Origin of the sequence: Pararobbsia alpina, assembly GCF_965118125.1 — a bacterium.
Taxonomy (GTDB): Bacteria; Pseudomonadota; Gammaproteobacteria; order Burkholderiales; family Burkholderiaceae; genus Pararobbsia; species Pararobbsia alpina_A.
The window spans coordinates 2824109-2849431 of the sequence record NZ_OZ221287.1; the positions used below are offsets into that span (position 1 = coordinate 2824109).

A 25323-nucleotide genomic window follows, 5' to 3' on the forward strand; every position below is an offset into this window, starting at 1 on the left:
AATGCTTTGCAGCCGGATTTTGACGCACCGCGTCAGAATGTTTATTGGCGTTTTCCCCGAGAATTCACGGCAAAAGCCTAATGAGTTCAAATGCCTATTCGAGATTACCCGGACGTGTTTACTCACAAAGGCGATCGAATGGCGCAGGGCAATACGTTCGGATGACGCACAGGATTGCCCGGATATTCAATGCGATTTGACTCAACGCAATGCCAATGACTCAGCGCTGATCGATCCAGATGGCACCTGCAAAGCGCCCCGTCACGCGATCTCGTCGGAATGAAAAGAAGCGATGCGCATCGGACACGGTGCAGAGATCGCCACCTGTCATCGTCACGACATCGGCCCGTGCGAGTCGCACGCGCGCGAGCGCGGCGAGGTTCGCCAGATACTTACCCTCTCCATGAGGCACAAACGCGGCGACGGTCGCGTCGCGTTCATGGGCCTGCGCGTGCTCGACGAATGCGTCCAGCACATCGCGGCCGACCTCGAAAGCAGTCGGACCGATGGCGGGCCCGAGGTACGCGTGAACGCGCGATCCGGTCCCTGCCCGCTTTGCCACTTCGGCGGCCGTGCGCTCGAGTACCCCTGCAGCCAGACCGCGCCAACCCGCATGGGCGGCGCCGACTGCCCGCCCCTGGTCGTCGCAAAACAGCACTGGCATGCAGTCGGCCACCATCACGATGCACGCGATGCCAGGTACGTCGGTCACGCTTGCATCGGCACGCGGCGGTGCTTCGCCGGCTTCGAGTGCGTCGACGACTCGGGCTGCATCCACCACTTCATTGCCATGAATCTGTTCGAGCCACGCGAAGCGCGCATCGCCTGCAAGTTCGCTCAGCGCACGACGGTTCGCAAGCACGTGTTCGCGATCGTCGCCCGTATGCAGACCGAGATTCAGCGAGTCATAGGGCGCGCGACTGATGCCGCCACGACGCGTCGTCACCAGCGCTCGCACGCCAGCAGGCGCAGGCCACGATGGCACTACGCACTGGTCGAGGGTTAAGCGGGGTTCAGCGATCTGCTCGTTCATCTATTGCCAATCCGGTTAATCGTTCCGCTCGGTCGTGCCGACTCGTCGGCCCTACGAAAAGCAGCGACGCGTCGTTTCGATTGGTCGTCCCGCCGCGTGGTTCCCGCGAATCGTTACTCCCGCGCCAACAGATCGAGATCCAGCTCAGCATCGAAGTTGCACGCGTGGGCCAGCGCAACGATATCGGCCGGCAGCGGTGCACGGAACTCAACATGCTCGCCGGTCACGGGATGAATGAAACCCAGCTGCCACGCATGCAGCGCCTGACGGGCGAACCCGTCCGGCAACGGCGCGTTCGCACGCTGCCCTTTGCTGCCGCCGTAGACCGGGTCACCCAGCAAGCGGTGATTGATATGCGCCATATGCACGCGGATCTGGTGCGTGCGGCCCGTCTCGAGATCGCAGACGACGGCGGAAACCGGCTTGCCGTCGAGTTCGCCGTGCGCAATCGCCCGGTAGTGCGTGACCGCCGGCTTGCCGGCCGAGCCCGGGATGACGGCAATCTTCACGCGGTCGCGCGGATCACGGCCCAGCGGCGCGTCGACCGTGCCCTGCCCGGCGCGGCCCCAGACGAGCGCAAGATACCGGCGATGGACCGTGCGCGCCTGAAGTTGTCGAATCAGGTCGGTTTGCGCCTCGAGCGTGCGCGCCACGACCATCAGGCCGGAGGTGTCCTTGTCGAGCCGGTGCACGATGCCCGCGCGCGGCAGCGCGAGCGCCGCATCGCCGTAGCGATGCAACAGGCCGTTGAGCAGCGTGCCGGTCCAGTTGCCGACCGCCGGATGGACGACGAGACCCGCCGGCTTGTCGACGACGACGAACGCCGGGTCTTCGGCCACGATCGGCAAATCGATCGGCTCCGGCTGGAATGCAAGCATTTCAGGCGACGCGGCGGGCGTCACCTCGATGTTCGAATCGGCAAACGCCGCCTGCTTGGGCTTGGCGACAACGCCGTCGACCTTCACCCGCCCTTCTTCGAGCCAGGCTTGCAGTCGACCACGGGAATATTGAGGAAACAGGCGCGCGAGCGCCTTGTCGAGCCGTTCGCCGGCGAGTTCGTCGAGCATCCGCGCGCGGCGCGGCGTTTCGTCCGGTGCGGCGCCACGCGCCATACCGGCGGCAGCGCCCGCAACGTCGGAATCTCCGGAAACGGCTGGGAAATCAGTCGAAAAATCGTCATCGAGCGCATCCGCTTCTGGTGCGTCGGGGACATTCTTTGATGGGCTATAATTCGCGGTTAGATCAGGGGCCATCAGTTCGGGGGCCATGAGTGGCGGCCGTCAGAAAACGGCCTTGAAGGATTCGGAACAGTAAACCGGGACATGCAAGCGTTGAGCACAATCAAACTGGTAACGCTGAGCCTCGCGGCAAGCGCGGCCGTTCTTCTCGCGGCCTGTGGCGGCCTGCCGCAAAAGACCGACGAAACGGCGGCGTGGACAACCAACAAATTATACTCGGAGGCCCAGGACGCCATGTCCAGCAGCGACTGGGGCAAGTGCGCGAAGTACTTCGAGCAAGTCCAGGGTCGCGATCCGTTCGGTCCGCACGCGCAGCAATCGCAGCTCAACGTCGCCTACTGCCAGTACCGGGATAGCGAACAAGCCGCCGCCAATACCGCCGTCGACCGCTTTATCAAGCTGCACCCGGATCACCCGGATGTCGCCTACGCGTACTACCTCAAGGGCCTGATCAACTTCAACGACGATCTCGGCCTGTTCGGTCGCTTCGGCGGTCAGGACATGAGCGAGCGCGATCCGAAGGCACTGCTGGATTCGTACGACTCGTTCAAGACGGTTGTCGACAAGTATCCGCAAAGCAAGTACGCGCCGGATGCCGCGCAGCGCATGCGCTACATCATCAACGCGCTGGCCGCGCACGAAGTGCATTCGGCTCAGTATTACTACCAGCGCGGCGCTTACCTCGCGGCGATCAACCGCTCGCAGGTCGCGATCCAGCAGTACAAGAATGCGCCGGCAACCGAAGACGCGCTGCACGTGATGGTGCTGTCGTACAAGGCACTGGGCAACGCTCAGCTCGCCGACGATACGCAACGCGTGCTCGCCGCGACCTTCCCGGACAGCCCGTATGTCACGGGTCACCCGCGCAAGGGTGACGCGAAGCCGTGGTGGCAGATCTGGTAAGCCACCCCCGCGTGGATTGAAAACAAAAGCCCGGTTGCGAAAGCTCCGGGCTTTTGTGTTTTCAGAGGGCTGCGTCCCCATCCCGCGCCTTAGGACAAGCGCTCACCTGCTAGTGCACAGGGCGTTATGGCTCGTGGCGGTCGGCAACTTCGGAGGCACGCTCCCCCGGGCGGATGGTTCTCAAAGGATCGGCAGCCCCGCATTGCGCTTGATTTCGCTCATCGACAGCATCGATTCCACGGACGTCACACCCGGCAAGGCGCGCACGGTGTCGCGCATAAAGTTGCCGTAGTCGTCGAGGTCGCGCGCGACGATCTGCAGCAGATAGTCGGCCGTGCCGGAAATGTTGTGGCACGAGACGATGCGCGGCAGAGCCTGGACTTCGCGCTCAAAGCGATCGGCAAGCGCCCGGTCGTGCAACGAAAAGCGGACCAGGCAGAACGCGACCACGCCAAGCCCCAGCGCCGTGCGCGACAGCGAGGCCTGATAGCCGTCGATATAGCCATCCGTCTCAAGCCGCTTGAGCCGTCGTGCACACGGCGTTTCGCTCAGGCCGACCCGCTCCGCGAGCCGCGCATTCGAGATGCGGCCGTCGCGCTGAACCTCGGCCAGCATCGCCCGGTCGATTCGGTCAAGATCGTGCATTTTGTTTCCCCTAACAAATCAGCGATCGATAGTGTAATCCACTATCCATCCTCCGATTCGACCAGAAAATCGCCAGCAATCTCTCACCCGGGGGCGGCAAGATAGCTGCCAGATCGCGCGACATTTTCTGCTCGCGCGAGCATCACGAATCGGTCGACTGGAGCGGTGAACATCATGGTCTCGACTAGCCTTTTGCTTGTCTTTATTGGCGCACTCGCCGTCGTCTACGCGCTGCCCGGACCGGATATGGCCCTCGTCCTCCAGACCAGCAGCGCACATGGTCTGCGCCACGGCCTGGCGACCGGGCTCGGCCTTGCGATTGCACGCACGACGCACGTGATCCTGTCGGCCTGCGGCGTCGCGGCCCTGCTGCGCAGCGCGCCCTGGCTCTACAGCGGTGTGCGTGTCGTCGGCGCGCTCTACCTCGCCTATATCGCGATCCAGATTTTCCGCTCGCCCGCCTTTGGCCTCGGCCCGACCGGGGTGGCCGGCACTGCGCAACGCGCGTGGCGCACGTCGATCGGCAAGGGCATGCTCAGCTGCATGCTGAACCCCAAGGCTTTGTTGTTCTGCTCGGTGCTGATGCCGCAGTTCATCGTGCCCGCGCAGGGGCGTGTGTGGCTTCAGGTCGTCGAGCTGGGTGTCGTGCTTGTGGTGTGCGGTGCGCTGTTCGATATCGCGCTCTCGCTCGGTGCTTCGCGCATCGCGAGCTGGATCCGCCATCACCCGCGTGCGCAGGTCGTGCAGCGCTGGACGTTCTCGGCCGCATTGCTGGCGTTCGCCGTGCGGCTGTCGATTGATTGATTCGGGACACAAGCCGCAACCGGCTGTTGATCGCCCGATTCAGGTGGTCGTCGGTATCCGACCGTCGATCATCTGATTCGCCGTGCAATCGCTACCAGTCGTCGACCACGCAATTCAGCGCCCAATCCGCAACCTCGCCGGATACGTAACTGACTCGCAACCTGACCGGATACGTAACGTGGATCGATACATATCCACGCTTACGATCCCGGTCTGAATTCGCAGAACTGATCTGTACTCAGCGCATCGCACGATGCGCCGAACCCAAATACTGGCCTGATCGGTGTATACACCGATCCGCGCCACCTCCGTTTTCCTCGTCCTCGCTCATTCCCGCCAAACCCGCCTCCAGCATCGGTGAGCGCGAAATACTTGTTTTTATCGATACCGCATTGCGCATGGACCGATACCAAAAGTGAGATTGGACACCCGCAAAACGCGGTTGTTACGATGCTTTCATAATATCAAAGCAGCCTAAAACAGCAGAACGAGACATATCCATAGGAGGCACCGTGACCGGTATTCGGCTCAGCGGCGTAACGAAGCGGTATGGCGAGACGGAAGTCATCACCGGACTCGACCTCGATATTCACGAAGGCGAATTTCTTGTATTCCTCGGCCCGTCCGGGTGCGGCAAGTCCACCTTGCTGCGCATGATCGCCGGGCTCGAAACGGTCAGCGATGGCCAGATCAGCATCGGCGACCGGCAGGTCAATGAGCTTCCCCCCGGTCAACGCGGCGTGGCGATGGTGTTCCAGCACTACGCGCTCTACCCGCACATGACGGTCTACGACAACATGGCGTTCGGCCTGCGCAATTCCGGCGTGGGCGCGACCGACATCGACCGCCGCATCCAGGAAGCCGCGCGCATGCTCGAGCTGGATGTGCTGCTTCAGCGCCGGCCGTCTCAGCTGTCCGGTGGTCAACGACAACGTGTGGCGATCGGCCGCGCGGTGGTCAAGGAACCTGAAGCCTTCCTGTTCGATGAACCGCTATCGAATCTCGACGCGGCGTTGCGGACCCGCACGCGCGTCGAACTCGCCCGCATCCATCAACGCCTGAATTCGACGATGGTCTTCGTCACGCACGACCAGATCGAAGCGATGACGCTCGCAACGCGCATCGTTGTGATGAACAAGGGCCGCATCGAGCAGATCGGTGCACCGCTCGAGATCTACAAGCGCCCCGCCACCCGCTTTGTTGCCGGGTTTATCGGCGCGCCGGCGATGAATTTCATCGACGTCGAACGCGCGGGCGATAACGGTGGCCGCCTGATCGTCGCATTGCCGGTCGAAGGCGTGAAGGTCCCGACGGCGATCGCGACTTCGAGTCTGCCCGCAGGCAAGCTCACGCTCGGCGTGCGCGCTGAGCACGTCATCGTCGATCCGAATGGCCCGTTGAGCGGTCGCGCCGAAGTCATCGAACGACTTGGCGATCGCTCGCTTGCTCACGTCAGCCTGCCCAATAATCAGTTGCTCGTCGTCGAACTGCCGCGCGATCTCGAGATCGACACCGGCCATACCGTTCGCATGAGCCTCGATGCTGCCCACGTGCACTTGTTCGATGAAACGGGACAAGCCCATCATGGCGTCTGATCGCACGCTCGCGGTCGACCTGCCGAAAACCCGGCAGCGTCGCCGCCGCAATCCCAACGCGCCGTGGACAAACGCGCTGTTCGTGCTGCCGTTTGTCGTCGTCTACGTGCTGCTGCTTATCGTGCCACTCGCCTTCGGATGGTGGCTGAGCCTGCAAAACGTCGACTTGCTCGCGGGCACCAGCGAATTTATCGGCATCAAGAATTATCTGGATCTCGTGTTCGATCCGATCTTCCGCGGTGCCGTACGCAACACGTTTTACTTCGTGATTCTGACCGTGCCGGTCTTCGTCGTGCTTGGACTTGCGCTGGCTTTGGTGCTCAATCGACCGGGACGCTTTGGTGCGGCACTGCGTGCGATTTTCTTCGGCTCGTCGGTGCTGTCGGTCACGATCGTCACGCTGGTCTGGAAGCTCGTCTTGATGCCCGGCCACGGCCTGCTCGCCGACTTGAGCCATGCAGCCGGCATCCCGGAGTACGTGCCGTTGCTGCATGAGGCCACCGCCCTGCCGACGATTGCCGTCGTCACGGTCTGGTGGATCGTCGGCCTGCCGATGATGCTGTTCCTCGCTGCGCTCCAGCAGATTCCGCAGGAGCTTTATGAGGCCGCGGCCCTCGACAACGCGACACGCTGGCGCACCTTCACAAAGATCACGCTGCCCTCGATCTGGCGCACGGTTGCGCTGGTTGCGGTCATCGAAGCGGTGTTCCAGTTCCAGCTGTTCGGGCAGGCCCAGCTGCTGACCGATGGCGGTCCGAACAACTCGACGCGTCCGCTGGTGCAGTTCATCTACGAGACGGGCTTCCGTCAATGGACCTTCGGCTACTCGGCCGCGGCAGCACAGGTGCTGTTCGCGCTGATGCTGATCGGTGTCGTGGCCCAGGCCTGGCTTCTGCGCAAGAAGGAATCTGCATGAGCACGATTGCTATCGAAACACGTCCGCGGGGTTCGCTCGCCGGCCGTCTCGGCGACCGGCTGATGCTCGGTGCGGTCGTCCTGTTCGCATTGGTCTGGATCGCCCCGCTGATCTGGGTGTTCTGCCTGTCGTTCAAGCCGAACGCGTTTCTCGAGCAGCACACGGATGTGTTGTTTTCGCCGCCGTTCACGCTGCAGAACTATACGAACATCTGGCACACGTCGGCGGTCGGCGGCTGGCTGCTCAACAGCGTGATCGTGTCGCTCGGGCAGACGTTCCTGACGCTCGTGATCGCGTCGCTCGCCGGCTACGGATTTGCGCGCACGGACTTCCCGGGCAAGCGCTATATCTATGTGATCTGCCTGTGCGGACTGGCCGTACCCGAGCAAGCGCTGGTGATTCCCCTTCACCATATCTTCGCCACGCTCGACTGGCACAACACGTATGGCGCGCTGATCCTGCCGCGTCTTGCCTCGCCGTTCGGCGTCTACCTGATGACGCAGTACTTCAAGGCCGTGCCGCTCGAAATCGAAGAAGCCGCGCTGCTCGACAACGCGTCGCGATTCAAGGTCTTCTGGCGCATCGTCCTGCCGCTGTCGATGCCGGCTCAGGCCACGCTCGCGATCTTCACGTTCCTGAGCGCGTGGAACGATTACCTGTGGCCCCTCGTGTCGGCGTCGAAGCCCGAGATGTACACCCTGACCATCGGCCTCGCTTCGACCCAGGGCAATTTCGCCCAGTCCGAAGGCATTGGCTACCTGATGGCGCAGGCCATCTTCGCAGGGCTGCCGATCTTCGTGTTGTATCTGTTCTTCCAGAAATACATCGTGGCCGCAGTCGCGGGTACGACGGTGCGTTAGTCGGCACTTTCCCGAGCGGCATGCTGGCTCGATGCCAGTGTGCTGCCGCGTTGCGGCACCTTCGCCGCACGATGCAATGCTAGCAATACGTAGCACCACGGACGCTGCAATTGACCGTATATGTACCTATATTTGTTACATATTATTGTCATCACGCAAGAACACAGTATTCAGTGTCGTACCCGCAGTACCGCTTCAAAGAACGGGCGGCGACGTATCGTCCCGAGCACAACCAAGGAAGCCGCGCGACCTGGACGGCGATGCGGTCAAACGAGTATCCAATAGGAGATAGACATGAAGAGATCGCTCGCGCGCGGTGCGTTTTCGCTGGCCGCGCTGAGCCTGGCCGCGGCGTTTGCAGCGCCTGCGCAGGCCAAGACCGAGATTACGCTGTCGCGCTTTTTCGGCGCCTGCGATGCGGAATACGGCAACGTCAACGATGTCAGTAAGGCATCCGGCGAGTGCGGCATCATCACGACGCTCGTCAATCAGTTCAATGCAACGAACAAGGAAGACATCGTCGTCAAGCCGCAGATCATCGAATGGGGCCCGTACTACACCCAGATCGATGCGCGGATCCTGAGCCACGACGTGCCGACGATCTCGGTCATGCACGAAGCCGTGCTCGGCGACTACGTGAAGCGCAATCTCGTCGAACAGCTCGACGATGGCTTCAAGTCGGTCGGCATCGACAAGAAGGACTTCACGGGCCATGCACACCGCGGTGTGACGTTCGCCGGCGACAAGACCTACGCCCTGCCGTTCGATACGCACTCGTGGCTCTGGCACATCAACCTGAACCTGTTCAAGAAGGCTGGCCTCGTCGATGCAAACGGCAAGGCGATCCTGCCGAACACGCCGGATGAACTGCTCGCGCAAGCCAAGCAATTCAAGGACAAGACTGGCCTGCCGTACTTCACGGTGCCGATCGCCAACGAAGCCGCTGCGCAAATGCGCACGTTCGATACGTGGGTCTATCAGCAGAACGGCACGCTGTTCCCGAGCGGCCCGACGAAGATCGACCTGCATAACCCGGCTTCGACCAACGCGCTGAACCTGTACGACAAGCTGATGAAGGCCGGCGACATCACGCCGGGGCTCGACTACGGTGCAGCCAACCAGGCGTTCGAGAACGGCAAGGCCGGCGTGCTGATGTGCGGTACGTGGGTGATCGAGGACTTCACGAACCTGTCGAAGAAGCCGGACTCGGCGCTCGCGAACGGCTATGAAGTCGTGCCGTTCAAGAACCTGTACCAGAAGAAGGCAGTCTGGGCCGACGGTCACTCGTGGGTGATGCTCAAGGGCGGCGCAAAGGACGAAAAGACCCGTCACGCAGCGCTCGTGTTCCTGAAGTTCCTCTACGACCATGACGCGGATTGGGCACGTACGGGCCACCTCCCGGCACGTCAGTCGGTCATCGACAGCGCCGATTTCAACGCGCTGCCGCATCGCTCCGATATCAAGGAAATCGCGTCGACGGGCTATTCGCTGCCGAACACGGTACCGCGCCAGTTCGCGATCCAGCAGATCGTCGGTGAAGAAATCAGCAACATGCTCTCGACGGGCAAGTCGGTCGCCGATGTCCAGAAGGACGGCGAAGAACGTACCAACAAGCTGTTGTCGAAGTAAGTCGGCGCACGCCAGCGCGTCGTCCGGAGGTTGGCCTCCGGCGACGCGAAGGCTTGACGCAGGCATGCCGGGGACGGGTCGTCGCCGGCAGACCGGACTCATACAGAGCCCCTGCACACAGGGCACATACGCAGCACTCGCACATTGCACTCGCACGACACGCTTTTTACATCACGCTCATTTCGCACGCGCTTCACATTCGCCACCCTTTAGCTACAGGATCCAAACATGATTGCCTCCCGTCTCGTCGTCGATCGCGACTTCGTCGTCGCGGATCTTGACCGACGCGTCTTCGGCACGTTTGTCGAACATATGGGCCGCTGTGTTTACACCGGCATCTACGAGCCGACGCATCCGAACGCCGATGCGCGCGGTTTCCGCAAAGATGTCATGGAACTCACACGCGAACTCGGCCCGACGATCGTCCGTTATCCGGGAGGCAATTTTCTGTCGGGCTATAACTGGGAAGACGGTGTCGGCCCGCGCGACAAGCGCCCTCGCCGCCTCGATCTCGCCTGGTATTCGACCGAAACGAATCAGTTCGGTACCAATGAATTTATCGAATGGTGCCGCGAGCTCGATATCGAGCCGATGTACGGCGTGAACCTCGGTACGCGCGGCCCGGACCATGCGCGGCACTTTATCGAGTACTGCAATCACCCGAGCGGCACCGCGCTCTCCGATCTGCGCCGCGAACACGGCTACGAAAAGCCGCACGACATCAAGTTCTGGTGCCTCGGCAACGAGATGGACGGCCCGTGGCAGATCTGCCGCAAGACGGCCGACGAATACGGCCGTGCCGCACTCGAAACCGCGAAGCTTATGCGCATGGTCGACCCGACCATCCAGCTCGCGGCCTGCGGCTCGTCCACGCACGACATGGCGACCTATGGCATGTGGGAAGACCGCGTGCTCGAACACTGCTTCGAGCAGGTCGACTTCATCTCGCTGCACACCTACTTCGAAAACCGCCGTGATTCGACGGCCGAGTTCTTCGGCAATATCGAAGTCATGGATCTCTTCATCAAGGAGATCGTCGCGGTCGCCGACAGCGTCGCTGCGCGCAAGCATTCGTCCAAGCGCATCATGCTGTCGTTTGACGAGTGGAATGTCTGGTACAAGGCGCGTTCGATCAACGATCTGCGCAAGCCCGGCTGGCCTGAAGCGCCACGCCTGATCGAAGAGGTCTACAACCACGAAGACGCACTCGTGGTCGGTGGCGCGCTGATCACGATGATGAACAATGCCGATCGCGTGAAGACGGCGTGTCTTGCGCAGCTGGTCAACGTGATTGGTCCGATCATGACCGAGCCGGGTGGCAAGGCATGGCGGCAGACGATCTTCTATCCGTTCTCGCAGGCGTCGAGATTCGGTCATGGCCGTGTGCTGAAGCCGATCGTCGAATCCGCTTCGTATGAGGCCGAGACGTTCCCGGAGATTCCGTATCTCTACTCGGCGGTCGTCGACGATCGCGCATCGGGCACGACCACCGTGTTTGCGCTGAACCGTCATTTGACCGACGAGATGGAGCTTGATATCGAACTTCGCGGCCTCGGCAAGGAGCGCACGCTTGATCAGGCCATCGAGCTGCATCATTCGAATATGAAGGCCGTGAACACGGTCGATGCACCGATGACAGTCGCGCCGGCGGTAAACTCCGCGGTATCGGTCGACGGGGAACGGATCCGCGCGCGGCTTAAACCGGGTTCGTGGAACGTCATCGTGACGACCGCCCGGTAACGGCCAGGCAAGCCGTGCAGGACGTTTATGAAGGGGGCGTGATGTTCGAGCGCGAGCCGGTCGTGGGCACCATGACGGCACAGGTCGCGAAGATTGTCGGGATGCGCATCGTCTCGGGCGAATTCGCCCCGGGCGATGTGCTGCCCGTCGAGAGCGAGCTGTGCAGCGCCTATGGCGTGAGCCGGACGACCATCCGCGAAGCGATCAAGCAGCTTGCAGGCAAGCGGCTGATCGAAGTGTCGCCGAAGATCGGCACGCGCGTGCTGCCCTTTTCAGACTGGAACCTGCTCGACCGCGACGTCCTTGCATGGCGGCTCAACGCGCAGTTCGATTCGAAGATCGTCGAAGACATCTTTGAAATGCGCATGTGTTTCGAACCACGGGCGAGTTTTCTGGCGGCGCGGCATGGCAGCGATGAGGCGTTTCAGCTGATCGAGCGCCGCTATGCCGAGCTGGCCACGGCCTATACGCAGACTGCTGAACGCGGAAACTCGGATATTCGCGCGGCTGCCGATGCGAACCTCGAGTTCCATATGGCGATCATCACCATTTCCCAGAACGGGATGTTCATCACGATCGGCAACGCGATCAAGGCCGCGCTGCGCGTGTCGTCGGAGATGATGCAACGGCAGGCCGCGCAACCGAGTGAAGATCTCGCATTGCACGATGCTGTCAGGCATCACATTGTTTCGCGTCAGGCGGATGCGGCCGCTTCGGCCATGACGCGACTGCTGCAGTCGTCGCGGGATCGGATGTTGAGGTATACCGTCAAGCCGTGACGCGAGCACGGACGCCCCTCCCGTCGCGGGCTTGGCACATATCAAGTCTGGTGTCCATCTACGCGTCCGTTTGATGCGGTAAGGCAGTCACATTTTTGACGAAGACCTTTCGTGTCCAAGGCATCAAATCGCGGTATGCGATTGAGGTGCCTAGCATTGTTCCCGTGCCACCCTTATGGCGCGCGTTAGCCACGTCAAACGATTTCCTCGCGACTTCGAGAAGTCCCTCCGTCGATTTGACGTTCTCGCCGCTCTCCACCACCGTTTCGTACGTGGTCCACACGCCGTTTGCCAGTTGGCGTCTCGCGTCGTTGATCACCTCATCCTGTTCCGCCGCTTTTGCTTGAGCCTCCCGTATCTGATATGAGCGAGAGAAGCCCTCAAACAGCGGAATCTTCACGACCACGCTGATGTACCAATCGCGCCTGGTCGCAGGGAACTCGGGTATGCCCGACCCCAGACTGGCGGGTTGATTGTTGCGCGTGTATTTCCCCTCGAGCGAAATCGACGGCAATCCGTCAGCGACTGCCTTGTCAATCTGGACAGCTGCGGCGTTTCGCTGAGGCACCGCAGAAGCAATATTCGGATCGTTGTCGTTCGCTTCTTCGAGCAGTTCACGAACCGAGTATGCCGTCAGCGGTTGAATTTCCAACGCCACCGCTACATCCGGCAAGTCGAGCGGCAGCGAGGGATCCTGGCCCATATCCAACGCCAGCGCGCCTGACGCGGATCGGCACTCGCTTTGCGCTTTTTCGTAGTCAAAGCGCGCCTCCTCAGCCGAAGTCGAAGCCTGCAGGACGTCCGACATAGGCGCCACGCCGTGATCGACGTGAATCTGTGCGGCCGCTTCGGTTTGTGCGGCCCCCTGAGCTGCTTCTTTCGCGGCGGCGGCACCAGCGGCGCCAAGTGCAGAGTAATAGTCCTTCGCCAAGTTAGCGAAAGATGTTCCCAACGCGGCCCTGTAGGAGGCATCAGCTGCGGTTACAAACTCGGCAGCCGCACGAGCGGCGGCGGAACGGCTCCCGAAGTCCCACAGGACCAAATCGGCTGTGACGTCTACCGTCTCGATCCAGGGTTCCTGGCGCAGCAATATTGATCGCAAGCGTACCGGACGTCGTTTATTCCCAGATTGTTCCAACACATAGTCCGACCCAAAATCCCGAATCGAATCTATCGTCGTTATTTAATGTTTTAACGGTGATTTGGTATCGACCAGCCGGCAACCGCATCGAATCCAACGTTAGGGATGGGCCCGCGGCAACGGCAACTCTACCTTGCCAACCGGACTGCGTAACTACGTCTCCACTTTTTACAACACGATTGTTGTTTAAATCTACCCACGTGACGTACAACCTAATAGGGTGATGTGGAGCGGGACGTGTTATTTCATTTTCCGTCAAGACACCGAATCGATTACCAGTCACATCAAGTATGGTGTTTTGATATTTATTCATTAAGTCCGATCGAGTGGCGGGAAGCAGGACTTGCAGAGCAAGCATCACCGGATTTGGATTATTTCGAATATCAACCGCGCTTAGGCTAAAATTAATCGTTGCAACACTATTGGCAATACGCAGATCGATTGGCGTGAGCCCTTTCGGGAACCCCTGTTTTGTAGATTCGCCCGCCGCGCACCCTGAAATTAGCGCAACAAATAAAAACATCGAAATACAGGTAATTCGATTTATCATTTTCTTGTTCTTGAACAAAGAACGATCGAACGTCCGCGACAAAGCCTTCAGATTGCATCAATCTAGTTTTATAAGCTCGTTCACTAGTCGCTGGAACAAATCAATCCTCGGGTAAACCTCACTAACTACTGCTCAATCGATGGCTACACCGTGACGTGCCCTCAAAGATATGGGTGGTTCAATTATCAAGTAATTTTAATACAAATGAAATTTCTATCGAGCGATATGCTTACAAAAAATTACCTTCATTGTTATTGCACCATTCTTTCTATTTTATTTCAGCAAAGAGGGTAATCAACTTCAGACCCTTCCGTTGTCTTTTAGTTTTTCAGTCGACGGCGCACAAAACTGCTGTTGCAAAGCTTGCTTGTTTTCTCCCGCCTGACGATTCGCTCGCCTAAATTACCCACCGAAGCAACGAGATACGATTATCTTTGTTGGCGCTATTCCTCCGATTCGCTACGTCGGAGATGCTGCAACAGCAGGCCGCGCAACCGAGTGAAGATCTCGCTTTACACGATGCTGTCAGGATCACATTGTTTCGCGTCAGGCGGATGCGGCCGCTTCGGCCATGACGCGACTGCTGCAGTCGTCGCGGGATCGGATGTTGAGGTACACGGTCAAGCCGTGACACGCGTTCGCGCGCGTCATGGCGAAGATATAAAGATTCTCTGGTTCGTGTCGTTAATTTGTCTAAGGATTCGCCAACTCGACGGATATAGGGGCGAGCAGCGTGCGACACGCACGAAGCGCTGCGCGATCGGTCGAGCCGAATCTGGCAACGGCGCGGGTTCGCGCTTTTCGACAAGTGCAAGAGAATCGAATGAAAACAAACTACCGAACTTTAGTGCTCGCAACGGGCGCTGCGCTCATCGCGACGGGCTGCGCAAGCGGGCCCGGATTCAAAGAGACATCTGCATCGCTTCCGACGCTTTCAGCCGACAAGGGGCGTGTCTACTTCTTCCGCTCTGGTTCGTTCGCTGGCGCAGCCATTCAGCCTGAAATCCATCTCAACGGCCAAGTCGTAGGTCGGTCGAAGCCTGGTGGGTTCTTCTACCTGGACGAACCTCCGGGCGCGTACACGGTATCCACGTCGACCGAGGTCGAAGAAACGGTGGACTTCACGCTGCACGCCGGAGAAACCCGCTACGTGCGCACCTCGGTCAGCATGGGTCTTTTTGTTGGCCACATCACGCCCACGCTTGAAGATCCGCAAACCGCGCCCAAGCAACTCGAAGACCTCAAGTACACGGGCGCCGAACCGGGCAAGACGGCTTCGATCTCGACTGACAAAGGCAAGATGTAACTGCCTTGTCTAGCCTCGCTCGAGGACATGCAGGCGGCAGGCAGCATCGCTGCCTGCTTGCATCGTGAATCCTTGGAATCGCTCTGAGGCACGTTGATACGACACGCTTTCGATTCGGTGCCATCCGCAACAACTCGGCTTTCCTCCGCTATGCGCCCTCATCGCTTCGCCCCCGTAGTACTCGCACTCTCCTTGTCCGGCTGCCTAAGCTATCAAGATCCTCGCTCGGTCGCCGATCAGAAGGCGGAGTTAGACACGGCATCTGCTGCCTTGATTGGAAACTACGAGGTCACAGACAGCCGAGTCGATTATCGGCATTTCTCAGGCATCTCGATCCGCAAAGGTCGCAACGGTCTGGACGTCTCGTTCTTAAGTCCGACAACTGGCGATGCAATCCTGAAAGGCTGGAAATGCCGTGGTTGGGCGGCGAGCAAGACAACCTATGTCGCCGTCATGTGCGATGCACTCGACCAGCGTGTGGCCTACTTCAACGTCTCTCGCGTGTCGCAGTCCGATGAAACCATCAAGGACGGGGCCATGTTCGGGGGTTTTCCGCCGATGACCGTGCCCGCTGGCAACTACATCGTCGAATTCACCGAGGCCGGAAGCGGGCGAACTCACTACTACGCGTTGGCCAAGAAAGAAGCGGACTAAAAGTACGCACCACGACGACACATCGCTTCACCCGGCGGCAGCGCACCGAGCGCATGCGGCGTGCTGCCGACAAGACTGATCATTGCAGCTGGTGCCCCGCGCCAGTCAGCAGCTTTACGGCCGCGGCGAGGTCTTCCGTTTTCACGAGCAGATGATCGCCGTCAAACGTGGACACGACGAAGATGCCGAGGCCGGCCTCCGAAAGGGGCTTGATGACCGACAGTACGATCCCTGTCTCCCCGAAGGCGAACGGACCGATGAACTTGAAACACGTCCAGTCGCGATCGATTTGACAGCCCTCGGGCACGCGAGACTGCAGACAGACGATCGACAGTTCGTCTTCCGTGCGAGCCATGCACACAAATCCGCTTCCATCTGCCCATGCCGGAATAGCAGCGTCAGGCGCGTGCCGGGTGATTGCGTAGGTGCCCTGCAATTGTTTCAGTTTGATCGATTTACCGGTCATGCCGATTCTCTCTGCGTTTTCTCTGCGTTTCCGCCGCATTGCCGTTAAACACATCTCGCATGAGCTGCATCACGCGAGACGACTAAGCACTCGCCACAAGATGGGCCAGATGTCTGGTCTTCAAGTACACCGTCGCGCCCTCCTGACTCACGCCAATCGCCGCCGGCACAGGGCGCGGATTGTGGGCAACGGCCGATGAGGCCAACGCCGGATGACGGACCCAGCTCCCGCTTTGAAGCAGTCCGGCATCCGATTGCAAGGCGCCGTCGATCACCAGGAGCTCGACGCCGCCGCGCGTATCCGCGAACAGTGTTTGTCCAGGTAACACACGCTGTAGCCATACGGTTTCCGAGTCACTCGAAAAGAGCGGACACATCCAGTGCTCGCCCTGCTGACGCCATGATTGTGGATCGCGTGTATCGATGCGCACCGATCGCTTGTCGTTGGCGCTCATCTGCCAGAGCTTGACGAAAATCGTCGCGCCTTCCGTGCTGAACGGCGCGTGTGACGACCCCGGCGGATTGCGCAGATACCAGCCTGCTGGAAAATCGGCGCTCGCGTCTGAAAACGTCCCGTTAAGCACAAGGATTTCCTCGCCACCGGGATGGGCATGCACCGGGAAATGCGAAGCCGGCGCGTAGCGAACGATGCTCGTCGCTCTCGCCTTCTCGTCACCAAGCCTGTCGAGCATCACACGCTCAACGCCACCCTGAGGCGACATGACCCATTGATATTGATCGGGCGTAACGACGGCGCGGCACGAAAAATCAGCGTTCACCAGCATAAGCAGAATTCCAGAACGTCTCGTGCACGCACGCGTCGTACACGCTTTCTCAGTTACGGCCAGCCATCACCCCGCCATCGACATCCCAGATCGCGCCCGTGACCCAGCCAGCTTTGTCGGACAGCAGGAATGCGACGACCTCAGCGACATCGGTCGGCGTACCGATACGTCCGATCGGGTGAAAGCCGTTGAAGCCTTGCAGGACGCCATGCACTTCGGCCTTCGGAATGAACCCTTCATAGATCGGCGTCTGCACCACAGCAGGTGAGACCGCGTTCACGCGAATGCCCTTCGGCGCCAATTCCATCGCCAGATGTTGCGTCAGCGAATGAAGCCCGGCCTTTGCCATCGAATACGCCGACGACGGTGTGGCGGCGATCGCCTGTTTGGCCCACATCGAACCGATGTTGACGATGGCACCTGGCCGTCCTTTCGAAACCAGATTCGCTGCGACCTTTTGCGTAATGAAGAAGAACGCCTTGTTCAGGTTCATATACAGGTCGTAGTCGTTCCGATCATACTCGAGGAACGGTTTGGGAAGGAACACGCCGGCCGCGTTCACGAGCAGATCGATATCCGCATGCGATGCATCGAGCGTTGCCAATAGCCCAGTCACCGCATCGTCATTCGACAGATCGGCCGTCAACGCGGTGACTTTACCCATGGCCGAAAGCTCCTGACGTGCCGCTTCGGTCTTGTCGGCGCGGCTACCCACAATGATCGCACTAGCCCCCTCAGCCATCACCACTCGGGCAGTCTGCAGCCCGATCCCGCTTGTGCCGCCCACGACCAGCAATGTCTTGCCTTCGAACTGTTTGCTCACGATGCACCTTTCAGAATAGGAAGAAAATCTTTTCGCGACACGAATCGACCGACGTTGCCGCGTCAAACCCGCTTATCCACCTTGGATATCGCAGGACAGGGTTCATTCTTATGCGAGCCCTCTACGCGCACAAACGAGATAAAGTGTCAGCCATCCAAAGAAAATCTTTATCGCCATGAAGTCGATTGCTTACCTCAACGCACTGCGCGCTTTCGAGGCCAGCGCACGGCACCAAAGCTTTTCCGCTGCCGCCGCCGAGCTTCACGTCACGCCCGCGGCGGTCGGTCAACTGGTGCGAACGCTTGAAGATGCACTTGGAACGCAGCTGTTTGCACGCGCCAGCGCCGGTCGCACGCGGCTGATTCCGACGGAGGTGGCCGAGCGCGCGCTGCCCGACATTCGGGCAGGCTTTGATCGTCTTGCAATCGGTATGGAACGGCTCAAGGAAGGATCGACAAGCGGTGTGCTCACGGTGACGGTGAGTCCCGCATTCGCCGCCAAATGGCTGTTGCCGCGCATCGACACGTTCCAGGCAGCCTGGCCCGATATGGATGTTCGGCTCGACACCAGCCTGAAGCCCGTCGACTTCGTCGCGCAGCAGATCGATATCGGTGTTCGATATGGCTCAGGAAGCTGGCCGGGTTTAGCGGCGGAGAAACTGATGGATGAAGAGGTCTATCCGGTGTGCTCACCGAAGTTCAAGAGCCAGCATCGCGCGATGCGCACACCGGCCGATCTGACGCAAGAAACGCTGATCCACGATCTCTCAATGGATGAACAGTCAGGCTTCCCCTCGTGGAGTGACTGGTTGCGCAAAGCGGGAGCGACAAAAAGTGCGGTCAAACGCGGGATGAAGATCAACAATTCCGCGGCAGTATTGCAAGCCGCGATCGACGGCCAGGGCATTGCGCTCGCCCGCAGCGTGATGGCCCGCGACGATCTGGCCGCAGGTCGTCTGGTTCGGCTCTTTCCGGATGTTTCGCTGCCGTCGTCCTTGGCGTACTACATCGTGTACCGCCCCGACTGCGCGGCGCTACCTCGCATTGCGGCGTTCCGGTCCTGGCTCATCGACGCGGCTGCGTAATGTCCGCACCTTTTCCCTTTTGCATCGCCGACGGTGCTAAATATCGTCACTGTCTTTGCATGCCGATAAGGTGCCCTGCCCAATCCAAAGAACGTCTTACGCTGCGCATGACGGCAATCTCCGCACTCAAGTCGCATGCAACGACCTTTCAATAAAAAGAAGTATGTTAATTGCGATTTAATTATTGTGAGACCGAGTTATACCTACAATTTCTAGGCACATGCATGGATCACATAAAAATCATTTAGAACGATTCCGTGTTACGGGCCCTGCATCGGCGCCGGGATGAGGCATTCGAGCCCACTGTACCCTTGTTTTCCAATATCTTTATTAATCCGATTAAACTGTACTCTATTTTAATTTCACATTAGAAATATTTAAAGACTTCTCGCAATCACCTTCACAGCACGATTTAAGTTTTAGTCATACACTGCGATTGTATTAATCAGCCTTGCTAAAGAAGGCCGATTGTTTTTCCTTTGGAGACAAGGCAGCGAATGAAAAACATAACAATTCGCCAACTAAAAACTTTCGAAAGTGTTGCGAGAAACCTGAGCTTTTCGCGTGCGGCAGAAGACCTTCATCTGACCCAACCCGCGGTGTCGATGCAGATCAAACAGGTCGAAGACCTCGCGGGCGTGGCGCTATTCAGTCACGCAGGCAAGCGCATTGCCCTGACCGATGCGGGCAAGCTCATGCTCCGCCACAGCATGACGATCCTCGCGGATCTGAAAGCGGCGGAGCAATCGTTCGCCACCTTGAAAAAAGGCACTTCGCCGCGTTTGCGTGTGGGCCTCATCACCTCTGGCAGTTACATGTTTCCGCATTTGATCAGTGCGTTCATGCATCAGGCGACCGGCCTCGATCTCGACCTCAATGTGCGGCGTCGCGATCAGCTGATCACCCTGCTGCGCAGCGACGAGATCGATCTGGCGATCATGGTGCACGCCCCCGACGATCCTGCAATCGTCTGCGAGCCCTTCGCGCCGAACCCGTTCGTGCTGGTCTCGTCACCGTCGCACCCGCTTGCAAGCGAACGCGACATCCCGCTGTCGCGCATCGCCGACGAATGTCTGATCGTCAGGGAAAACGGTACGGACACGCGCAGTGCCGTCAATGAAGCGTTCCGGAACCCGTCGAGCGCGCCGCGTTTTATGGAAATCGGTTGTGCGGAGGCCATCAAGCATTCCGTGATGGCCGATATCGGCATCAGCTTTCTGCCTGCACAGACCATTCAATCGGAAGTCCGCGCGGGCTTGTTGAAAGTACTCGACGTGCAAGGGTTTCCGGTCCGGCGCCACTGGTGTCTCGTCCATCGCGCGGATCGCCACCTTCCACCCGGCGCCCTCGACTTCAGGGAATTCCTTCTCGCAGAAGGCAAAGACCGGCTCGCGCACTTCACGGGTATCGACAACGTGCATACGGGCATGACTCATCAGCACGAGAAATATGCTGCTCCAGAGACGCTAACCCTGCCCACGCCGGTCGCAACGACGGCAAGCCTTGAAGTCGCGCTTCGCACGCGCTCGCTGCTACGAAAGCACGGCTTGCCAGATGAGCGCGACGTTGAGGGCCACGATCACGGCCGCGGCGACAGCGGCGATGACGATCAGTTTCCGGCTCGCCGCAAACCCGCCCATCACTGAGCGCCGCGACGACACGACAACCAGCGCCATGAGCGGCACAGGCAAGATCAGGCTCAGCACGATCTGACTGTCGATCATGGCGCTCATCGGGTTACAGGTCATGCACACCACAACGGCGGGCACCATCGTGATCAGACGCCGAGCCATCACGGGCGTCTTGAAACCCATGAAGCCTTGCATGATGGTCTGACCGGCCATCGTCCCGACCACCGAGCTCGAGATGCCCGATGCGAGCAACGCGACGAGAAACAACGTCGCTGCGCCTGCACCCAGCAGCGGCGTCAACGTGTGATACGCGGTGGCGATATCCGAAATGCCCGGCGCCCGCTTTTCAAATGCCGAGGCCGACATGGCGACCATCGCAAGATTCACGAGTCCGGCAAAACCCAGCGCCACGATGACTTCGCGGTTCGAAAACCGGACCAGTCTGCGCCGCTGATAGTCGTTACGCACCGTCACCCGATTCTGTGTCAGGCCCGAGTGCAGATAGATGGTGTGCGGCATGATCGTCGCACCGACGATACCAACGGCGAGCATCAGCGCATCGCTGCCGTGCAGATGCGGCACGAAGGTATGAAAGATCGCCGCATGCCAGTTCGGCGGTGCAATCAGCAGCTCGCACAGATAACTGAGGCCGATCACGCTGATCAGTGCAGCGATCACGATTTCCAGCGGACGAAAGCCGCGCTTGTCGAGCGACAGAATCCCCATCGTCACGATGCCGGTGATCAGAAGCCCCCACCCCATCGCCACATGAAACAGCAGCGAGATCCCCATCGCCGCGCCCATGAATTCGGCGAGGTCGGTGGCGATCGCCGCGATCTCCGACGCGATCCACATGCCGATCACAAGCGGCTTTGAAAATTCGTCACGGCACACTTCGGCAAGGCTGCGGCCCGTGACGATGCCAAGCTTCGCCGACATGGCCTGAAACAGCATCGCGACGAGCGACGAGACCAACACGACCCAGAGCAGCTCATATCCATACGTTGATCCAGCCTGGATGTTGGTCGCGAAGTTGCCCGGGTCCATAGAGCCGACCGAGGCGATCACGGCCGGTCCGGCCAGCGGCAGCAGCGCACGAATGCCGCGGCGCCGGTCGTCGAGTGCTTCACGGATGGCCGTCACCGTGTCGGCAGTCGATTCGACGGACAGTGCGTAGCTTGCGGTGCGTTTGATCGCCATTAGCATGACGGATGTCTCCTCAAGGTAGTGCGATGGGCCAATTCAAATCGGCGCCCGGAGATGCAAGTCGTCGTGCATCGCCGAGCCACGGCACCCGTTGCGGGCGCAGCAGGCCTGAGACAGGTCCGCTGCGACACAGGCCGGGCCATGTCATCGGCGATGCACATCACAGCACGCCCAGTCAGGCGAGCACGTCGCGGCGATGCTTGAGGTTGTGAATCGCATCGAGCGTCTCGTCGTCGACACGCAGGTGCTCTTTCAGCAACTGTCGCGGCACATTGGAGAGCCACTGCGCGAGCGTGACCTCGGAGAAGTGATCCGACTTGAAGATCTCGAGAAACACGAGGTCCTCTTTGCCGGTGTTCTTGATGTAGTGGCCGAGGTTCTTTTCGACGTAGCCGATGTCGCCCGGATTGAAGTCGACGGTCTGTGCTTCAGGGCCTGTGTTGAACACCGTCATGCGCCCCGTACCCTTGATGTAGTACTGCCATTCATCGTTGTCCGGGTGCCAGTGAAGTTCGCGCAGGCCGCCCGGACGGACCGTCACGAGCGCCGCAGCGACCGTCTTCGACACCGGGAAATTGTGGCTGTCGACGATCCGCACTTCACCGCCCGCGCTCGAAACGGTCGGGGGCATCGATCCCATGCGGAAGATGAAGGGATGATCGGGCCGGCCCTCAGGCGACGTGCAATACGCCTGATCCGCGGCCAGCGGGCCTGCCTTCGCGCCTTGATAGATCCACAGCTGCTCGAGCGGGATCTCCTTGAATTTCTCGGCCGGCACACCGAAGTTCTGCGCGAGGATATCCGGCGGCGTATGCGCGAGCCAGTCCGACACCATCAGCGTGTTGAATTCGCCGGCAGCACCGTTATCGAAGGCCAGCACGAATTCGCCGCCATTGTCGCCAAGGCCCTGTAGCGAGTGCGGCAGGCCCGGCGGGAAATACCAGATGTCGCCGGTCTGTACGTCCGACACTTCCGCGCGCCCTTTCGTATCGATCGTCGTGATGCGCACTTCACCGCTGACCATGATGGCCCACTCGGCCTGCTGGTGCCAATGCAACTCGCGTACGCCGCCGGGTCCGAGGCGCATATTCACACCGGCGATGTCCTTCGATACGGGGAACGCCTTGGTCGTGACTTCGCGCGCCCAGCCACCTGCCTGAATGCGCTTGTGCGCTTCATTGAACGAGGCCCAGGGAATCGCCATTCCGCCGACGTCGGTCGCCGGCGGGTTGTTGAACGACGGCAGTACATCGCGAAGTTGCGGATTTTGCGGACCCGGCTCGGAGAGCGCGGCAGCCGTCGAATTCACCGCACCTTGCGCGGGGCGATCGGGATTGCCGAACTCGGCGGCTCGCGCTGCCGCTGCTGCGCCCAGTGCGACGGCGCCCGCTGCCGCACCGGCCAGAACGCTACGACGTTTCAAATCGGTCATGGTGTCATTCCTGATCATTGCGTTGAGTGTGACCCCGGCAACGGGCTGGTCTCATACCTCGAGGCCGGGGCGTCGACATGAACGAACAAGAAGCCATGACTCGGATACATGCATCGGCGCCGCATGACAGCGCCGATCACACACCAGCGAATCGAGGCATGACTTCTCGCTCGGTGGGCCGAATACTAGGAATGTGGGGCGCGAATGACCAATCAACTTTTCTCGATGCGGTCATAAGCAGATCTGATGAACGAGAGAAGGCAAAACGCTTACGATCTGCGAACGCGCTACTTGATCAGTGCGACGTCTGACTTCATCTACAACGAGGAATTGTGAATATGGGTAGCCTGAGCATTGCGCATTGGCTGATTGTGCTGGCGATCGTAAGCCTGGTCTTCGGGACCAAGAAGCTTCGCCATCTGGGTTCGGACCTCGGAGGTGCGATCAAGGATTTCAAAGCCGGTCTGCAGGAGGGAGAGACACCCACAAGTGTGACTGTCTCTGATGCAGATTCCGTGGAAACGCCGGTCGGTGTGGCGCCTCGAAGCCTGGCAAACGTGGAACGGGCCGAACTGACTCGCTAGTCGTATCGGTGGGAGCGCAATCGACTCGGCCTGCTCACGTTCTTACGTTCCCCGTCGCCCTTGGGTACTGATTCTCACCGTCTCGGCTGCGGATGATGTGTGTCCGGCCAGACAACATTGGCGTCGACCGCATACAGCTCGCACCCTTCGTGACCTTGCCCACAACGGACGAGCGCGGTGGTCATCGCATCGTATCCGGCCGCTGATCCCCAGGCACCATCCGGGGCGACGGCAAATGCACGGGGTCGTTGCAGTTGCAGAAAATTCAAATACCCTGCCCGGCCCGCCGGATTCAAAAAGGGGACTGCGGTCGCATCGTCGAGCCGTGCGAACTTGGTCGCTGCCGGTGCACCCGCCTGCCCCGTCCACACGACTGAATTGTCGACGGCATAGAGTTGGCAATAGCTCGTATGCGCCTGGCAATCGGCTAAGGCAGCTTCAGACGTATCGACCGCGTTGGAGATGACACTGGCTCCGCCCAGCCCGACCGCCATCGCGCGTGGCAGCGGATAGGACTTGAATCGGTCCAGATACGCTTTTGCGACTTTCTCCGAGAGATACGGAACCGCGCGCGGATCGTTGATGTCGGCGTAGTTTGTCGCAGCCGGTCCCGACTTCGGAAGGTATCCGGGGTAGATCTCCGTGTGAGGCAGCCCTACGGACGCGAGAAACGCATCCATCTTGCTGATCCAGTCGGCCAGCCCGGCGGCAGATGCGAACACGGCGTGCGCATCGTCCTGAAACGTCCCTACATCGACCAATTCGGTGGGCGCACCCGCTCCCTTGTACGCATTGAACATTGCGTGCCAGGTTGACGACGAAAAGATCTGATCGTTTTCGCCGAAAAACCAGATCGACTTGATCTTAGTCTTGCTCCCCAGTGTCGCGCTGCCTTGAATCAGCGCTTGATCGGGTGTGGCGCAATCTGACTCTTTATATCCGCCGGAGAAGCTCGCGATAGCACGGACATCGGCAGGCTGTGTCGCGCCGAACGCAAGCGTGTGCCACCCACCCATGCTCTTGCCGGCGACGATGATTGTCGATGGATCGATGCCGGGTTCGGCTTTGACGACATCCAGGACCTGGCGGATATCGGCCGCCGCGCGCGATCCTTCGAGCACCGAATCGCAGCCTGCTGGCGCCATACGCCCTTCAGAGTCGCCGTATCCGCGCATCAACGGAAGCGCGACGGCGTATCCACGCGACAGAAAGTAGTAGGGAATGAACTCGTCGCCGTATTTCGGCATCTTCTTCGGCTCGTGCGCCGCGCCGTGGTTCACGAGCGCAAGAGGAAACGGGCCGCCGTACGGAGGGAAGAACATCGTGACCCGCAGCTTTGCTTTGGGTCGCTCGACCTCGACGATGAGGTCGCGCTCGTTGAGCGGTGAGTCGGGCTTTACGCCTGGCGACGCATCATCGAGCGCGCTCGCTGTGCCCGTTAGCGCAAGACCCACACACAATGCCGCCAACCCCATGACGACCGATGTATTCACGGATTGCCTTTTATATTTATAAATCCG

23 protein-coding genes and 2 pseudogenes are annotated in these 25323 nt (G+C 59.9%); 13 read left to right on the forward strand and 12 right to left on the reverse strand.

Annotated elements, in window-relative coordinates; translation table 11 throughout:
• Positions 1–220: 220 nt before the first annotated feature.
• Positions 221–1033 (reverse strand): peptidoglycan editing factor PgeF, encoded by an 813-nt coding sequence (gene pgeF / locus ACMFWR_RS12280; protein ID WP_413191936.1) that lies wholly within the window; start codon positions 1031–1033, stop codon positions 221–223.
• A gap of 143 nt (positions 1034–1176) precedes the next feature.
• Positions 1177–2286, reverse strand: a pseudogene (locus ACMFWR_RS12285) (RluA family pseudouridine synthase); the annotation flags it as partial.
• Positions 2287–2355: 69 nt separating this feature from the next.
• Here ACMFWR_RS12285 and ACMFWR_RS12290 point away from each other — a divergent pair.
• Positions 2356–3174, forward strand: a complete 819-nt coding sequence (locus ACMFWR_RS12290) for an outer membrane protein assembly factor BamD (RefSeq protein ID WP_413191937.1) — start codon at positions 2356–2358, stop codon at positions 3172–3174.
• 180 nt (positions 3175–3354) lie between these two features.
• Here the strand turns inward: ACMFWR_RS12290 and ACMFWR_RS12295 are convergent, their stop codons facing one another.
• The gene (locus ACMFWR_RS12295; protein ID WP_413191938.1) at positions 3355–3819 is read right to left on the reverse strand and encodes an Lrp/AsnC family transcriptional regulator; all 465 of its coding nucleotides are present in this window, start codon (positions 3817–3819) and stop codon (positions 3355–3357) included.
• A gap of 174 nt (positions 3820–3993) precedes the next feature.
• Here ACMFWR_RS12295 and ACMFWR_RS12300 point away from each other — a divergent pair, with 174 nt between their 5' ends.
• The 7 genes from ACMFWR_RS12300 to ACMFWR_RS12330 all read left to right on the forward strand — a co-directional run bounded on the left by ACMFWR_RS12300 (position 3994) and on the right by ACMFWR_RS12330 (position 12142).
• Positions 3994–4623 carry a LysE family translocator gene (locus tag ACMFWR_RS12300; RefSeq protein WP_413191939.1) on the forward strand — a complete coding sequence of 210 codons (630 nt, stop codon included), beginning with the start codon at positions 3994–3996 and terminating at the stop codon, positions 4621–4623.
• A 512-nt stretch (positions 4624–5135) separates the two neighbouring features.
• Complete coding sequence (locus tag ACMFWR_RS12305) at positions 5136–6218, forward strand: ABC transporter ATP-binding protein (RefSeq protein ID WP_413191940.1); 1083 nt, start codon at positions 5136–5138, stop codon at positions 6216–6218.
• The gene (locus ACMFWR_RS12310) at positions 6208–7134 is read left to right on the forward strand and encodes a carbohydrate ABC transporter permease (RefSeq protein ID WP_413191941.1); all 927 of its coding nucleotides are present in this window, start codon (positions 6208–6210) and stop codon (positions 7132–7134) included. Before ACMFWR_RS12305 ends, ACMFWR_RS12310 begins: the two co-directional genes overlap by 11 nt.
• The gene (locus ACMFWR_RS12315; RefSeq protein ID WP_413191942.1) at positions 7131–7994 is read left to right on the forward strand and encodes a carbohydrate ABC transporter permease; all 864 of its coding nucleotides are present in this window, start codon (positions 7131–7133) and stop codon (positions 7992–7994) included. The genes ACMFWR_RS12310 and ACMFWR_RS12315 overlap by 4 nt, the downstream gene beginning before the upstream one ends.
• Before the next feature lie 294 nt (positions 7995–8288).
• A complete protein-coding gene (locus tag ACMFWR_RS12320) occupies positions 8289–9623 on the forward strand; it encodes an extracellular solute-binding protein (RefSeq protein ID WP_413191943.1) in 1335 nt (444 codons plus the stop codon).
• A gap of 228 nt (positions 9624–9851) precedes the next feature.
• Complete coding sequence (locus ACMFWR_RS12325) at positions 9852–11363, forward strand: alpha-N-arabinofuranosidase (protein WP_413191944.1); 1512 nt, start codon at positions 9852–9854, stop codon at positions 11361–11363.
• Entirely contained in the window at positions 11333–12142 is an 810-nt protein-coding gene (locus ACMFWR_RS12330; RefSeq protein ID WP_413191945.1) for a FadR/GntR family transcriptional regulator, read from the forward strand. Before ACMFWR_RS12325 ends, ACMFWR_RS12330 begins: the two co-directional genes overlap by 31 nt.
• A 58-nt stretch (positions 12143–12200) precedes the next feature.
• Here ACMFWR_RS12330 and ACMFWR_RS12335 read toward each other — a convergent pair whose 3' ends face one another.
• Entirely contained in the window at positions 12201–13232 is a 1032-nt protein-coding gene (locus ACMFWR_RS12335) for a TolC family protein (protein WP_413191946.1), read from the reverse strand.
• A 28-nt stretch (positions 13233–13260) separates the two neighbouring features.
• Positions 13261–13851, reverse strand: coding sequence for a hypothetical protein (locus ACMFWR_RS12340; RefSeq protein ID WP_413191947.1), 591 nt, complete (start codon positions 13849–13851; stop codon positions 13261–13263).
• 805 nt (positions 13852–14656) lie between these two features.
• Here ACMFWR_RS12340 and ACMFWR_RS12345 point away from each other — a divergent pair.
• Together ACMFWR_RS12345 and ACMFWR_RS12350 are read left to right on the forward strand one after the other, a co-directional pair.
• Positions 14657–15139 (forward strand): DUF2846 domain-containing protein, encoded by a 483-nt coding sequence (locus tag ACMFWR_RS12345; RefSeq protein ID WP_413191948.1) that lies wholly within the window; start codon positions 14657–14659, stop codon positions 15137–15139.
• A 192-nt stretch (positions 15140–15331) separates the two neighbouring features.
• Positions 15332–15793 (forward strand): hypothetical protein, encoded by a 462-nt coding sequence (locus ACMFWR_RS12350; protein ID WP_413191949.1) that lies wholly within the window; start codon positions 15332–15334, stop codon positions 15791–15793.
• Between the two features lie 79 nt (positions 15794–15872).
• Here the strand turns inward: ACMFWR_RS12350 and ACMFWR_RS12355 are convergent, their stop codons facing one another.
• The 4 genes and pseudogenes from ACMFWR_RS12355 to ACMFWR_RS12370 form a co-directional block, all read right to left on the reverse strand.
• The gene (locus tag ACMFWR_RS12355; RefSeq protein WP_413194876.1) at positions 15873–16148 is read right to left on the reverse strand and encodes an ACT domain-containing protein; all 276 of its coding nucleotides are present in this window, start codon (positions 16146–16148) and stop codon (positions 15873–15875) included.
• Positions 16149–16151: 3 nt separating this feature from the next.
• Positions 16152–16313: pseudogene (locus tag ACMFWR_RS12360) on the reverse strand (hypothetical protein); the annotation flags it as partial.
• Positions 16314–16341: 28 nt separating this feature from the next.
• Complete coding sequence (locus tag ACMFWR_RS12365) at positions 16342–17043, reverse strand: cupin domain-containing protein (protein WP_413191950.1); 702 nt, start codon at positions 17041–17043, stop codon at positions 16342–16344.
• Between the two features lie 49 nt (positions 17044–17092).
• Entirely contained in the window at positions 17093–17866 is a 774-nt protein-coding gene (locus tag ACMFWR_RS12370; protein ID WP_413191951.1) for an SDR family NAD(P)-dependent oxidoreductase, read from the reverse strand.
• A 175-nt stretch (positions 17867–18041) separates the two neighbouring features.
• Here ACMFWR_RS12370 and gcvA point away from each other — a divergent pair, with 175 nt between their 5' ends.
• Both gcvA and ACMFWR_RS12380 read left to right on the forward strand, forming a co-directional pair.
• A complete protein-coding gene (gene gcvA, locus ACMFWR_RS12375) occupies positions 18042–18950 on the forward strand; it encodes a transcriptional regulator GcvA (protein WP_413191952.1) in 909 nt (302 codons plus the stop codon).
• A gap of 497 nt (positions 18951–19447) precedes the next feature.
• The gene (locus ACMFWR_RS12380; RefSeq protein WP_413191953.1) at positions 19448–20596 is read left to right on the forward strand and encodes a LysR substrate-binding domain-containing protein; all 1149 of its coding nucleotides are present in this window, start codon (positions 19448–19450) and stop codon (positions 20594–20596) included.
• Here the strand turns inward: ACMFWR_RS12380 and ACMFWR_RS12385 are convergent.
• Positions 20483–21787 carry an Nramp family divalent metal transporter gene (locus ACMFWR_RS12385; protein ID WP_413191954.1) on the reverse strand — a complete coding sequence of 435 codons (1305 nt, stop codon included), beginning with the start codon at positions 21785–21787 and terminating at the stop codon, positions 20483–20485. The two genes, ACMFWR_RS12380 and ACMFWR_RS12385, sit on opposite strands and share 114 nt — an antisense overlap.
• A 175-nt stretch (positions 21788–21962) precedes the next feature.
• Entirely contained in the window at positions 21963–23219 is a 1257-nt protein-coding gene (locus tag ACMFWR_RS12390) for a cupin domain-containing protein (RefSeq protein WP_413191955.1), read from the reverse strand.
• A 338-nt stretch (positions 23220–23557) separates the two neighbouring features.
• Between ACMFWR_RS12390 and tatA the strand changes: the two genes are divergently transcribed.
• Positions 23558–23803 carry a Sec-independent protein translocase subunit TatA gene (tatA, locus tag ACMFWR_RS12395; RefSeq protein ID WP_413191956.1) on the forward strand — a complete coding sequence of 82 codons (246 nt, stop codon included), beginning with the start codon at positions 23558–23560 and terminating at the stop codon, positions 23801–23803.
• 74 nt (positions 23804–23877) lie between these two features.
• Here tatA and ACMFWR_RS12400 read toward each other — a convergent pair whose 3' ends face one another.
• Positions 23878–25296 (reverse strand): alpha/beta hydrolase family protein, encoded by a 1419-nt coding sequence (locus ACMFWR_RS12400; protein WP_413191957.1) that lies wholly within the window; start codon positions 25294–25296, stop codon positions 23878–23880.
• Positions 25297–25323: the final 27 nt, after the last annotated feature.

Excerpts from the sequence above, each read along its gene's own strand:
- ACMFWR_RS12300 (WP_413191939.1), top strand. The coding sequence starts at position 3,994 with ATGGTCTCGACTAGCCTTTTGCTTGTCTTTATTGGCGCACTCGCCGTC.
- ACMFWR_RS12290 (WP_413191937.1), top strand. The coding sequence starts at position 2,356 with ATGCAAGCGTTGAGCACAATCAAACTGGTAACGCTGAGCCTCGCGGCA.
- ACMFWR_RS12380 (WP_413191953.1), top strand. The coding sequence starts at position 19,448 with ATGAAAAACATAACAATTCGCCAACTAAAAACTTTCGAAAGTGTTGCG.
- tatA (WP_413191956.1), top strand. The coding sequence starts at position 23,558 with ATGGGTAGCCTGAGCATTGCGCATTGGCTGATTGTGCTGGCGATCGTA.
- gcvA (WP_413191952.1), top strand. The coding sequence starts at position 18,042 with ATGAAGTCGATTGCTTACCTCAACGCACTGCGCGCTTTCGAGGCCAGC.
- ACMFWR_RS12315 (WP_413191942.1), top strand. The coding sequence starts at position 7,131 with ATGAGCACGATTGCTATCGAAACACGTCCGCGGGGTTCGCTCGCCGGC.
- ACMFWR_RS12345 (WP_413191948.1), top strand. The coding sequence starts at position 14,657 with ATGAAAACAAACTACCGAACTTTAGTGCTCGCAACGGGCGCTGCGCTC.
- ACMFWR_RS12325 (WP_413191944.1), top strand. The coding sequence starts at position 9,852 with ATGATTGCCTCCCGTCTCGTCGTCGATCGCGACTTCGTCGTCGCGGAT.
- ACMFWR_RS12385 (WP_413191954.1), bottom strand. The coding sequence starts at position 21,787 with ATGCTAATGGCGATCAAACGCACCGCAAGCTACGCACTGTCCGTCGAA.
- ACMFWR_RS12355 (WP_413194876.1), bottom strand. The coding sequence starts at position 16,148 with ATGGCTCGCACGGAAGACGAACTGTCGATCGTCTGTCTGCAGTCTCGC.
- ACMFWR_RS12295 (WP_413191938.1), bottom strand. The coding sequence starts at position 3,819 with ATGCACGATCTTGACCGAATCGACCGGGCGATGCTGGCCGAGGTTCAG.
- pgeF (WP_413191936.1), bottom strand. The coding sequence starts at position 1,033 with ATGAACGAGCAGATCGCTGAACCCCGCTTAACCCTCGACCAGTGCGTA.
- ACMFWR_RS12390 (WP_413191955.1), bottom strand. The coding sequence starts at position 23,219 with ATGACCGATTTGAAACGTCGTAGCGTTCTGGCCGGTGCGGCAGCGGGC.
- ACMFWR_RS12320 (WP_413191943.1), top strand. The coding sequence starts at position 8,289 with ATGAAGAGATCGCTCGCGCGCGGTGCGTTTTCGCTGGCCGCGCTGAGC.
- ACMFWR_RS12365 (WP_413191950.1), bottom strand. The coding sequence starts at position 17,043 with ATGCTGGTGAACGCTGATTTTTCGTGCCGCGCCGTCGTTACGCCCGAT.
- ACMFWR_RS12310 (WP_413191941.1), top strand. The coding sequence starts at position 6,208 with ATGGCGTCTGATCGCACGCTCGCGGTCGACCTGCCGAAAACCCGGCAG.